10 protein-coding genes are annotated in these 11,078 nt (G+C 73.1%); 3 read left to right on the top strand and 7 right to left on the bottom strand.

Features of this window, described 5'->3' with window-relative positions:
• A partial coding sequence (locus tag HPY23_RS02900; protein ID WP_200649554.1) for a COG3904 family protein occupies positions 1 to 1,047 on the bottom strand: 1,047 nt, incomplete at its 3' end.
• A 311-nt stretch (positions 1,048 to 1,358) separates the two neighbouring features.
• Positions 1,359 to 1,748, bottom strand: coding sequence for a DUF3140 domain-containing protein (locus HPY23_RS02895; RefSeq protein WP_091890480.1), 390 nt, complete (start codon positions 1,746 to 1,748; stop codon positions 1,359 to 1,361).
• Positions 1,749 to 1,961: 213 nt separating this feature from the next.
• Between HPY23_RS02895 and HPY23_RS02890 the strand changes: the two genes are divergently transcribed.
• Complete coding sequence (locus tag HPY23_RS02890) at positions 1,962 to 2,750, top strand: enoyl-CoA hydratase (RefSeq protein ID WP_060846496.1); 789 nt, start codon at positions 1,962 to 1,964, stop codon at positions 2,748 to 2,750.
• 18 nt (positions 2,751 to 2,768) lie between these two features.
• On the opposite strand, the gene HPY23_RS02885 is transcribed toward HPY23_RS02890, so the two are convergent.
• The gene (locus tag HPY23_RS02885; protein WP_060846495.1) at positions 2,769 to 3,668 is read right to left on the bottom strand and encodes a polysaccharide deacetylase family protein; all 900 of its coding nucleotides are present in this window, start codon (positions 3,666 to 3,668) and stop codon (positions 2,769 to 2,771) included.
• Between the two features lie 17 nt (positions 3,669 to 3,685).
• Entirely contained in the window at positions 3,686 to 4,090 is a 405-nt protein-coding gene (locus HPY23_RS02880) for a hypothetical protein (protein WP_091890477.1), read from the bottom strand.
• A gap of 290 nt (positions 4,091 to 4,380) precedes the next feature.
• Here HPY23_RS02880 and HPY23_RS02875 point away from each other — a divergent pair, with 290 nt between their 5' ends.
• Positions 4,381 to 6,477 (top strand): FUSC family protein, encoded by a 2,097-nt coding sequence (locus tag HPY23_RS02875; protein WP_200602103.1) that lies wholly within the window; start codon positions 4,381 to 4,383, stop codon positions 6,475 to 6,477.
• Between the two features lie 99 nt (positions 6,478 to 6,576).
• Here the strand turns inward: HPY23_RS02875 and metW are convergent, their stop codons facing one another.
• On the bottom strand, positions 6,577 to 7,233 hold the full coding sequence (metW, locus tag HPY23_RS02870; protein ID WP_091890471.1) for a methionine biosynthesis protein MetW: 657 nt from the start codon (positions 7,231 to 7,233) through the stop codon (positions 6,577 to 6,579).
• Positions 7,230 to 8,402, bottom strand: a complete 1,173-nt coding sequence (gene metX, locus HPY23_RS02865; protein WP_060846491.1) for a homoserine O-acetyltransferase MetX — start codon at positions 8,400 to 8,402, stop codon at positions 7,230 to 7,232. The genes metW and metX overlap by 4 nt, the downstream gene beginning before the upstream one ends.
• A 248-nt stretch (positions 8,403 to 8,650) precedes the next feature.
• On the opposite strand from metX, the gene HPY23_RS02860 reads away from it, so the two are divergent.
• On the top strand, positions 8,651 to 9,493 hold the full coding sequence (locus tag HPY23_RS02860; RefSeq protein ID WP_060846490.1) for a chorismate mutase: 843 nt from the start codon (positions 8,651 to 8,653) through the stop codon (positions 9,491 to 9,493).
• Positions 9,494 to 9,636: 143 nt separating this feature from the next.
• Here the strand turns inward: HPY23_RS02860 and HPY23_RS02855 are convergent, their stop codons facing one another.
• On the bottom strand, positions 9,637 to 10,983 hold the full coding sequence (locus HPY23_RS02855; protein ID WP_060846489.1) for an MFS transporter: 1,347 nt from the start codon (positions 10,981 to 10,983) through the stop codon (positions 9,637 to 9,639).
• Between the last annotated feature and the right edge of the window lie 95 nt (positions 10,984 to 11,078).

The raw sequence follows: 11,078 nt of genomic DNA, 5'->3' as shown, positions 1-11,078 counted from the left end.
CGGCGTCGGCCGGACCCGCGCGGCGAGGGGCGCCGGCCCGGCGAACGCCCGGTCGAGGAGGCCTTCCAGGCGGCCGGGGCCCCTGCGATCCGGCAGGGCCTCGGCGGCGGCCACGAGATCGCCGTCCCGCCCGACCGCGCGGCAGGCCTCCTCGCTGCCGCTCGCCGCCATGGCGTCGAGGACGAGGCGGCCGAGATCCGCCAGGGTGGCGTCGTCGGTGCCCAGGAAGGCCGTCCGGATCGCGCCCGCGGCCTCGGCCCGGATGAGGTCGAGCCCCTCGCTCTCGCTGCGGCCCTGGCGGTAGGCGTCGCGGTAGCGGGCGGCGATCCCGTCGAGCACCCCCGGCCGCTGCGCCGCGAACGGGGCGAGGAGGTCGACGGCGCGAAGCACCGCCGCACGGGCGCCGGCGAGGGAATCGTCGTCGTCGAGGGTCGAATCCGGCAGGTCGCCCGGCCCGACCACCCGGGTGACGACGCCTGCGGCGCGCAGGCGCGCCGCGTCGGGGATCCAGATGTCGCGGGAGGGGGTGGCGAGGGCCTGATCGACGAAGCCGGGCTCGAGGCCGGCGGCGAGGTAGCGGCCGCGCTCCTCGGTCGAATCGACCTGGACCATGCTGCCGAAGGCGCCCGGCTCGTAGGGGGCATGGAAGCCGAGCCGGCTGTCCTCGACGATCAGGCGTTCGCGGCCGCGCACGAAGGCGAGGGTGCAGGCCGAGACGCAGTAATCCGGCACGTAGGTGACGAGACCCCGCTCGGCCACCAATTCGCCGATCGCCACCCCCTCGTCGACGAGCCCGCCGTCGCTGGTCAGGTGCAGGCGGGCCACGCCCGGGTTGGCGTCGAGCACGCGGCGCAGCCGCGCGGCGGCGCCGTCGTTGAGGTCGCCCCACAGGCGCACGTCGCGCCCGCCCGGGCCGAGCGTGATCCGGGTCGGCGGCCCGTCGGGCGCGGTGTCGGGGGGAGCCTCGGCGGGGCGGGGCAGGACGGCGAGCGCCGGGACCCCGGCCCGGTCGGCGAAGCCGAGACCCGCGAGGACGACGGCCAGCATGCCGGCCCACACACCCGCCCGCGCGCCGGACCATGCCCGGCGCCGCCGCACATCCGCTCCCACCATCCCGGACCCCCATATGCCCGCTTTTCGCGATGCCTTACGGCTTGACCCCAGTCAGCCACATCGCCGGAGCGATGCGAAGACCCTGGGGCATGGGCAAGGGTCAGCAAGATCCGGGCCGAACTGCGGCCGGAGCATGGTTCGTTTCGCCAGTGCGGCCCGAGAGCGAACAGAGTTGTCGAAATGCGGCGACGCGGGAGAAACTTGCGCCTTGCCCCGCGCCACCATGTCGCTGTGGCGGCTATGCCTCAATCCTTCAGCGGATCATGGCCCCAGTTCATGAGGGAGTAGCGCCAGCGCGAGGTCTCGGCGTCCTTCTCCGGCCCGCCCTGGGCGAGATGACGTTTGACGTAGGGCGCGACCTTGCGCATGTCGGCGTAATCCTCGTCGGTGAGGTCCGCCTTCTTGGTGTGCTTGATCTCGACGATCCGGCGCCCCTGGTGATGGCCGACCGATTCGCCGCCCTTGTCGCTCTCCTTCTTGGCGCCGTCGCTCCAGCCGACCGAGCGGCTCTCCTCGGTGTCGAGCCATTTCTCGAGCTCGCCCGGGCTCATGTTCACCGCCTCGCGGAAGGCCGTCCAGGTTTCCTCGTGGTCGCTCTTCTCGTGATCCTTATCGGATGCCGCCTGCTTGCTCATGCGTCGTCTCCTGCTCGATTCCGGTCGCGCATCAACGTCGCGGGCGCCCCGGCGTTCGTCGTCGCGCGCGGATCTTCGGCGGGCCGCGAGGCGGGCCGCCGGCGGAGCGGCACCGCACTGCCGATTCGCGCGTCGTTCGCCCGCTCCACCGGTGACCGTCCCGGCGAATGATGCTTAGGCTCGGGCGCAGAAGCCCACCCGGATGCGCCCGCCATGACCGAGACCGACGAACTGCTCCACGAGGTCGACGAGGCGGGCATCGCCCGCATCACCCTCAACCGGCCGCAGGCGCGCAACGCCCTCACTTTCGCGATGTACGAGCGGCTGCACGGCCTCGCCGAGGCGATCGATGCCGACCCGGCGGTCCGCGCGGTGGTGATCCAGGGTGCGGGCGGGCGCGCCTTCGCGGCCGGCACCGACATCGCCCAGTTCCGCGCCTTCTCGACGGCGGAGGACGCGCTCGGCTACGAGCGATTCATGGACCGGGTGCTCGGCGCGCTCGAGCGCTGCGCTAAGCCGACCATCGCGGCGATCGCCGGGGCCTGCACCGGCGGCGGCGCGGCGATCGCCGCGACTTGCGACCTGCGCATCGCCACCCGCGACGCCCGGTTCGGCTTTCCCATCGCCCGCACCCTCGGCAACTGCCTGTCGGTCGCCAACCTGCGCCGGCTCTCGGCCCTCGTCGGCGCCGCCCGGGTCAAGGAGATGATCTTCACCGCCCGCCTGATCGAGGCCGAGGAGGCGCGGGCGATCGGGCTGGTGAGCGAGGTGGTGGAGGATGCCGCGGCGTTGGCCGAGCGGGCGAGCGCCCTGGCGCATCTGGTGGCCGGGCACGCCCCGCTGACGCTCGCCGCCACCAAGGAGGGGCTGCGCCGCGTGCGCGACGAGGCGCCGTCCGAGGCCGGGGACGACCTGATCCTGAGCTGCTACACGAGCGCCGATTTCCGCGAGGGGATGGAGGCGTTCCTGGGCAAGCGCCCGCCGCGCTGGACGGGGCGCTGACCCCTTCGCGAAAATTGCCTATCCGGGCACCATGCCCTCCGGCAGCGCCATCGCATGGTCGGCGATGGCGCCGGGGCGGGTGATCCACACCGCGTCCCGGGCCTCGGCGATGTGCGCCAGCGCCCGGCGCAGGGGCCGCAGCCGGTGCGGCTGGCCGACGAGGTAGGGATGGAGCGAGATGCCCATCACCAGCGGGGCGGCCTCGGCGGCGGCGCGCATCTCCTCGAAGGTGTCGACGATCATCTCGGCGAATTGCGCGCCGGAATCCTTGCGCCCGACGATCGACGGGATGTCGTTCAGCTCCTGCGGGTAGGGCACCGAGAGGATGCGGCCGCCGCCGCGGGTCGTGAACCAGGTCGGCTGGTCGTCGTGGCACCAGTCGAGGAGGTAGCGGTACCCGGCCTCGGCGAGGAGGTCCGGGGTGGCGCGGCTCTGCGAGATCCAGGGGCCGAGCCAGCCGGCCGGCGCCTTGCCCTCGGCCCGGGCCAGGACCGCGGTCGCCTCGGCGATCAGCGCCCGCTCCTCGTCCTCGGGCAGGGTGCCCTGGCGCTCGGCGTTGCTGCGGCCGTGACCGACCACCTCGTCTCCGCGGGCGCGAAACACCTCCATCAGGCCGGGACACTCGGCGTAGATGCGGCTGTTGACGAGGATCGAGGCCGGCAGCGACACCTCGTCGAACAGCTCCGCCAGGCGGAAGACGCCGACGCGGTTGCCCCAGTCGCGCCAGGCGTAGTTCAGCACGTCGGGCTGCGGCCCGCCCGGGGCCAGCTCGGCCCCGAGCCCGCCGCCGAACGCGAAGCACTCGACGTTGAGGGCGACGTAGACCGCCAGCCGCTTCCCCCCGGGCCAGTCGTAGACCGGGCGCTGCGGCAGGGCGCTGTAGCCGTAGCGCCCGTGCGGGCGGGTCTCGTCGCTCATCCGTGTCTCCGTGCCGGTCAGGGCTGCTTGGGGGGCGCCGGCGCCTCGGCCGGGGCGGCGGGCAGGAGGATGCCCGGGACGACCTTGCCCTCGGGGCCGTATTCGCCGGCCACCGCCAGGCAGGCGGCGTCCCGGTTCTGCATCATCTGGTTCGACATCAGGGTGAAGATCGTCTGGACCTTGGCGCCGAAGGGCCCGCGCGGCGGGCGCACGTCGTCGATCGTCACCTGGTAGCGGGCGAGCAGCGCCTCGAACGCCTCGGTGCCGATGCGGTAGCCGCAGACGTTAGCCGCCGCGAAGATGTAGGCCGCCGTCTCCAGCGCCCGCGGCGGCGGCGCATTGCGGATACCCTGGGCGGCGGCCCCGCCGCAGGAGAGCGCGAGAAGGGCGCCGGTGAGGGCGGGCAGGCGGGAGAGGCGCATCGGCAAACGAATCCTCCGTCAGGGACGGCCCGGTCTGCGGCCGGGCTCGCTCGACACGAGGCGACATAGCGCGACCCCACCCGCGCGCCAGGGCGGCTATCTCGGTCGTCCCGGGGCACGCCTGTCGGCGTGATGCGGTGCACGCCGCCGCCGGGCGTCCTATAACGGGGACGGGACCCGCACCGCGCCGTTCGGTCGCCTGCCGAGGGGCATGCGGCTTGCCCCGGTGCGGATCGCGGGCCCCCGACCGACTCCGCGACCCGAGCGCCCCCCGTGCCCCGTTCCGCCCGATGAAGCCCGCCCCGATCCGCCGCGGGACCCTGCGCGAGCCCGGCCCCGACCTCGCCCGGTTGCCGATGGCCCCCGACTTCACCGGGATCAATGTGATCGAGGGCCTGCGGGCGGCCCTGGCCTTCGGGTCGATCATCCTGCTGCACACCTGGCTCGCCTGGCCGCCGCTCCTCACCATGGCGCTCGCCGCCAACCTGACCTGCTTCTGCGACATCGGCGGGTCGATCCGGCCGCGGCTGCGGGCGCTCCTCGCCTTCGCGGGTCTCGGCGGCCTGTTCTGGGGCGCCTTCGGGGTGATGGAGGGCTACGGCCCGGCCCTGGTGCTGCCGGTCGCGCTCGCGGTCATCTTCTGCTGCACCTTCGCGCGGGTCTGGGGCGTGCCGGCCCAGACCGTCGGCAACGTGCTGGTGGTGGTGCTCTGCCTCGCCCTCGACCGCGCGCTGAGCCTGCACCAGGGCGTCGTCGTCGCCGCGATGTTCTGGGCCGGCGGGCTCTGGGCGGCCTTCCTCGCCCTCGTGGTGTGGCGGCTCCACCCCTACCGGCCGGCCCATGCGGCGATCGGGGACGTCTGGCGCGGCCTGTCGCGGCTCGCCCGCGACCTGCGCCGGCTCGCGGGCGAGCCGCAGGAGACCGGTCCTGCCATCTGGGAGGCCCATGCCCGCGGCCACCGGCGGGCGGTGCGCGACGCGATCGAGGCCGCCCGCACCCTGGTGCTCGACCTCGCCCGCAGCCGGGCCCGTCTGTCGGAACGCAACGCCCGGGCGCTGATCCGGCTGGAGGCCGCCGAGCAGCTCTTCGGCACGATGATCGCCCTGTCGGACTACCTCGAGCGCGCGACCCCGGCGCAGCGGGCCGAGGCCGCCCGGCTCCTGCGCCTCCTGCCTCCGGCCCTGAAGGTGCTGTCGCGGGCGATCCGGCGCGACCGGCCGGTGGACCTCGCGCGGGTCGAGCGGGCGCTCGCCCGGGCCCGGCCAGGCCCGGGTGCCGATCCGGCGCTGCGGCGGATGGCCGAGCGCATCCTCGACCGGGTGCGGATCGGCGCCAAGCTGTCGGGGCCGGAGGACCTGGCCGGCGGCGGCGGGCTCGCCGGGTCGCCGGCCCCGCCCTGGCGCGAGACCGTGCTGCAGCCGCTGCGCGCCAACCTCACCTGGTCCTCGGCCAACCTGCGCCACGCGGTGCGGGCGACCGTCGTGGCGCTGCCGGCGCTCGCCGTCACCGCCTGGTGGCCGGGCCCGTTCACCCACTGGCTCACCATCACGGTGGTGCTGACGATGCAGCCCTTCTACGCCGCCACCTGGCAGCGGGCGCTGGAGCGGGTCGGCGGCACGGTGCTGGGCGGCTTGATCGGGGCGGTGCTGGCGTTCTACGCCACCTCGCCGCCGGTCCTCGCCGCCATGATGGTGCCGCTCAGCGTCCTCGGCTTCGCCGCCCGCGGCGTCAGCTACGGCACCTTCATCGCCTGCCTGACGCCGCTGGTCGTGGTGCTGGTGGAGCTCGTCGAGCCCGGGCACTCGTCCTGGGAGATCGTCGGGATGCGGGCCCTGTTCACGGTGCTGGGCGGGGCGGTCGCGGTGCTGGCGGGCCTGCTGCTGTGGCCGCTCTGGGAGCCGGCCCGGGTGCGCGACGCGCTCCGCACCGCCCTCGAGACCCATGCCCACTACGCCGACGCCGTGGTGGCGGAGCGCCTGGGGGAGGCCCAGTCCGCCGCCGCCGAGGCCGCCGCCCGGGCGGCGGGGCTTGCCAGCAACAACCTGGAGGCCGCGCTCTCCCGCGCCCTGCAGGAACCGCGCCGCCGCGGGCATTCCCGCATCGAGGCCGCGATGGTCGCCGACGCCACGCTCCGCCGCATGGCCGGGCGTTTGGCGATCCTGCGCCACGAACCGGAGCCCGCGGGCGCCGAGGCCGCGACGTGGCGGGCCTGGCGCGACTGGCTGTCCCGGGCGCTCGCCGCCACCGCTGCCGGCGAGCGGCTGCCGCCCAAGCCCGAGCAGGCGGAGTCGACGGCGTTCGGGCGCATCGCCGCGCAGATCGAGCTTCTGGCCGGAACGCTGAAGCGGGCCGGGATCGGCCCCCGGGAGGCCGGCAGCTCAACGTGAGGCCATTCTGATCGCCGCGTTGCCTCCGTCCTCAACAAAAGGCACGCAACACGAAACGTGATCACGGCCGACGGGAAGGCCCCGGTCGGCGACGATCCGTTACTCCCGCTGGAGCAGGAACACCCCCTGCGTGCCGACGAGGTTCCACACCCACCACGGCAGGGCGAAGCGCATCGGGTGGCCCGAGGCGTCGAGCGCCGAGGCGCGTTCGATCCGGGCGCCGACGAGGCGGCACAGGCCCACGAAGTCCCGGATCGTGCAGTGGTGAATGTTCGGGGTCTCGTACCAGGGATCCGGCAGGGTGTCGGTCACGGGCATCCGCCCGCGCAGCATCAGCTCGCTGCGCACCCGCCAATGGCCAAAATTCGGGAACGACACGATCGCGTGGCGGCCGATGCGCAGGAGGTGCTCCAGCACCGCCTTGGGCTGGCGCGTCGCCTGGATCGTCTGCGACAGGATCACGTAGTCGAAGGCGTCGTCCGGGTAGGCGGCGAGGTCGGTGTCGGCGTCGCCCTGGATCACCGGCAGGCCGTGGGCGAGGCACGCGTTGACGCCCTGACGCGAGAGCTCGATGCCGCGGCCGTCGACGCCGCGCCGGTCGCGCAGGAGCGCGAGCAGCGAGCCGTCGCCGCAGCCGACGTCGAGGACCCGGGAGCCGGGCTCGACGAGGTTCAGCATCACCAGGTGGTCGATGCGCGAGGAGCCGGTGGCGTCCTGGGGCAGGATCGCGGGGGCGAGGGGGGCGGAGGCGTTCACAGGCCGCGCTCCCGGGCGGCGGCCGCGATGAAGCCCTTGGCGGCCGAGGTCATCGCCGGCTCGTCGAGCAGGAAGGCGTCGTGACCCTTGTCGCTCTCGACCTCGACGAAGGCGACCGGCGCCGCCGCGGCGTTGAGCGCGTGGACGATCGCCCGCGAATCGGCGGTCGGAAACAGCCAGTCGGACGTGAACGACATGATGCAGAACCGCGTCCTGGTGCCCCGGAAGGCGTTGGCGAGCACGCCGCCGTGGTCGGCGGCGAGGTCGAAATAGTCCATCGCCCGGGTCAGGTAGAGGTAGGCGTTGGCGTCGAAGCGCTCGACGAAGGTGATACCCTGGTGGCGCAGGTAGCTCTCGATCTGGAAGTCGGCGTCGAACGAGAAGGTCGGGGCGTCCCGGTCCTGCAGCCGGCGGCCGAACTTGCGGTGGAGCGCCGGCTCGGACAGGTAGGTGATGTGGGCGCCCATCCGGGCGACGCCGAGTCCCTTGGCGGGGCGCGTGCCGACGTCGAGGTAGCGCCCGCCATGCCAGTTCGGATCGGCGAGGATCGCCTGCCGTCCGACCTCATGGAAGGCGATGTTCTGGGCCGAGTGGCGCGCACCCGTCGCGATCGGCATCGCGGCGAAGACCCGTTCGGGGTAGCTCGCCGCCCATTGCAGCACCTGCATCCCGCCCATCGAACCGCCGATGCACAGGAACAGGTCCTTGATGCCGAGCCGGTCGAGCAGCATCGCCTGGCCGCGCACCATGTCGCGGATCGTCACCAGCGGGAAGTCGAGGCCGTAGGCCCGGCCGGTCGCCGGGTCGAGGGAGGCCGGTCCCGTCGTGCCCATGCACGACCCGACCACGTTGGCGCAGATCACGAAGTAGCGGTCGGTGTCGACCGGCTTGCCGGGACCGACCAGGCGCTCCCACCAGCCGGGCTTGCCGGTGACCGGGTGGGTGTTGGCGACGTGCTGGTCGCCGGTGAGGGCGTGGCAGACCAGCACCGCGTTGCTGCGCTCGGCGTTGAGCGTGCCGGCGGTCTGGTAGGCGATCTGCCAGGGCGCCAGCTCCACACCGGCATCCATCATCAGCGGCGCGTCGGGCCCGAACTGGGCGACGGGGCTCGTCGGCTCGACCGCCTGGGAGGCGGCCTCGGTCCCGGGCTTCAGGAGAGGTGTGGCCATGCTTCTCACGGGGCTGGCGCCGGATGGCGGGCGTTAACGAAAAATCCGGAAGTCGTTCGTTCTCCAAACCGGACCGGCCGTTAAAGCGTCCGAAATTTCCGCTTCAACGGACGAAAGAGGTAGGGCTTCGCTGTCGCGCCGTCAATCGACGGAAGAACGATCTCCGGAGGCCCGCACGATGCCGGCCCTGGTCCGCGGGCGGCGGCGGTCGTAAGACGGATCTTCCTGCCGCCTCATCCCGCGAAGCCATGACGTCGCCCCCGCCCACCGACCTCGCCGCCCTCCGGGCCGACATCGACCGCATCGATTCGGCGATGCACGACCTCCTGATGGAGCGCGGCCGGATCATCGACCGGCTGATCGCCGTCAAGAAGACCTCCGCCTCCGGCTCGGCCTTCCGGCCCGGCCGCGAGGCCTCGATGATGCGCATGATCGCCGAGCGCCACCAGGGGCTCCTGCCGCTCGATACCGTGGAGGGGATCTGGCGCGTCATCATCGCGACCTTCACCTACGTGCAGGCGCCGTTCGCGGTCCATGCCGACGTCTCGGGCGGCGACGCGCCGATGCGCGATTCGGCCCGGTTCCATTTCGGCTTCACGGTGCCGTACCGGCCCCATCCGAGTGCGGCGGCGGTCATCGCGGCGGTCGCCGCCTCGCGGGGCGATCTCGGGGTCTTTCGCCTCGACCAGGGCGTGACCGCCGGGGCCTGGTGGCGCCAGCTCGCGGGACCGGGGCGCCCGAAGGTGATCGCCCGGCTGCCCTTCATCGAGCGGCCCGGCCACCCGGCCGGCACTCCGGTCTTCTGCGTCGCCAAGCCCCTCGACGACCCGAGTGCGGCCCAGCGCGACTGGGTGCTCTACGCCGCCCGGTTCGAGCGCTGGCGCGACGAGGCGATGGAGGCCGTCGAGGCGCTCGGGGGCGAGGTGGTGGCGAGCGCCGGCGTCAGCGGGGGCCTGAGCCAGCTCCTGGCGCTGCCCGGCGACGTGAGCCCGGAGGAGGCGCAGGCGGCGCTCGCGAAGGCCGGGGCGACGCCTGGCGCCTTCGAGGAGATCGGCAGCCACGCGGCGCGGTTCCGGGTGGGGGCCGCCTGAGGATGTGGCACTTCCCTTCCCCCCGTGGGGAGGGGCAGGGGTGGGGGTGGTGCCGGATAGAGCTCGGTGGTGCCTCCTGCACCACCCCCACGCGGGATCTTCGATCCCCACGACCCCTCCCCACAGGGGGGAGAGGAGAGGTGCTAGGCCGACACCCCGAGCCGCCGGTTGAGGCCGAGCGCGCCGAGCGTGCAGACCGCCCCCGAGAGCAGGTAGACGCCGACCCACGGCAGACCGAGGTGGCTCGAGGCGTAGAGCGCGACGAGCGGCGCGAAGCCCGCACCGACGAGCCAGGCGAGGTCCGAGGTCAGGGCCGAGCCGGTGTAGCGGTACTTGGTGCCGAAGTTCTCCGCGATGGCGCCCGAGCTCTGGCCGTAGGCGAGGCCGAGCAGCGCGAAGCCGACGACGACGAAGATCGTCTGCCCGGGCATGCTGTCGCCGAAGAGCAGCGGGGCGATGATGCTGCCCAGCGCGAACAGGCCGATCAGGGCGGCGGCGAGCGCGATGGTCGAGCGCCGGCCGATCTGGTCGGCGATCAGGCCCGACATGATGATGGTCATCGTGCAGATGACGGCGCCGGCGAACTGCACCATCAGGAACTCGCCGACCGAGCGGCCGGTGAACAGGTTGATCCAGCTGACCGGAAATACCGTGACGAGGTGGAACAGGGCGTAGCAGGCCAGCGGCACGAAGGCGCCGACCAGGATGTTGCGGCCGCTCGCCCGCACCGTCTCGACGACCGGCTCGGGCTCGAGCTCGTCGGCCTCGAGCAGGCGGCGGAACTCTTCCGTTGCGACGAGGCGAAGGCGCGCGAACAGGGCCACGACGTTGATCGTGAAGGCGACGAAGAACGGGTAGCGCCAGCCGAAGCCCATGAAGTCGGCATCCGACAGCTGGAGCTGGAAGAACGCGAACAGCCCGCTCGCCAGCATGAAGCCGACGGGAGCGCCGAGCTGCGGCAGCATCGCGTACCAGCCGCGGCGGGTCTTGGGGGCGTTGAGGGCCAGCAGCGAGGCGAGCCCGTCCCAGGCGCCGCCGAGCGCCAAGCCCTGGCCGATGCGGCACAGGCCGAGCAGCACCGCCGACCAGTGGCCGATGGTCTCGTAGCCCGGCAAGAAGGCGATGAGGCAGGTCGAGAGGCCGAGCAGGAACAGCGCGATGGTGAGCTTGGTCGCCCGGCCATAGCGCCGGTCGATCGCCATGAACAGCACCGAGCCGATCGGGCGGGCCACGAAGGCGAGGGCGAACAGCCCGAAGGAATAGAGCGTGCCGGTCACCGCGTCGGCCCACGGGAACACGAGGCGCGGGAAGACCAGCACGCAGGCGAGGCCGAACACGAAGAAGTCGAAGAACTCGGAGGTGCGGCCGATGATGACCCCGAGGGCGATCTCGCCGGGGGCGACGCGGCCGGGCTCCGACGAGGCCAGGCGGGCGTCCCGTTCCGGCTTGGAGGAGGAGGCGGCGGCAGCGTCCGCCGAGATCGTGGCCATATCGGAATCCTGCTCCGTCACTCTACGAAGGTCTCTTCCTTAGAGGAGAACCGGCCGTTTGGGGGCCTGGACAAAACGTCCAATCCCGCGGGGGC

Origin of the sequence: Methylobacterium ajmalii (genome assembly GCF_016613415.1) — a bacterium.
Lineage (GTDB): Bacteria > Pseudomonadota > Alphaproteobacteria > Rhizobiales > Beijerinckiaceae > Methylobacterium > Methylobacterium ajmalii.
This window is presented reverse-complemented; position numbering and strand designations above follow the sequence as displayed.

Excerpts from the sequence above, each read along its gene's own strand:
- metX (WP_060846491.1), bottom strand. The coding sequence starts at position 8,402 with ATGGCCACACCTCTCCTGAAGCCCGGGACCGAGGCCGCCTCCCAGGCG.
- HPY23_RS02880 (WP_091890477.1), bottom strand. The coding sequence starts at position 4,090 with ATGCGCCTCTCCCGCCTGCCCGCCCTCACCGGCGCCCTTCTCGCGCTC.
- HPY23_RS02890 (WP_060846496.1), top strand. The coding sequence starts at position 1,962 with ATGACCGAGACCGACGAACTGCTCCACGAGGTCGACGAGGCGGGCATC.
- HPY23_RS02875 (WP_200602103.1), top strand. The coding sequence starts at position 4,381 with ATGAAGCCCGCCCCGATCCGCCGCGGGACCCTGCGCGAGCCCGGCCCC.
- HPY23_RS02860 (WP_060846490.1), top strand. The coding sequence starts at position 8,651 with ATGACGTCGCCCCCGCCCACCGACCTCGCCGCCCTCCGGGCCGACATC.
- HPY23_RS02895 (WP_091890480.1), bottom strand. The coding sequence starts at position 1,748 with ATGAGCAAGCAGGCGGCATCCGATAAGGATCACGAGAAGAGCGACCAC.
- HPY23_RS02855 (WP_060846489.1), bottom strand. The coding sequence starts at position 10,983 with ATGGCCACGATCTCGGCGGACGCTGCCGCCGCCTCCTCCTCCAAGCCG.
- HPY23_RS02885 (WP_060846495.1), bottom strand. The coding sequence starts at position 3,668 with ATGAGCGACGAGACCCGCCCGCACGGGCGCTACGGCTACAGCGCCCTG.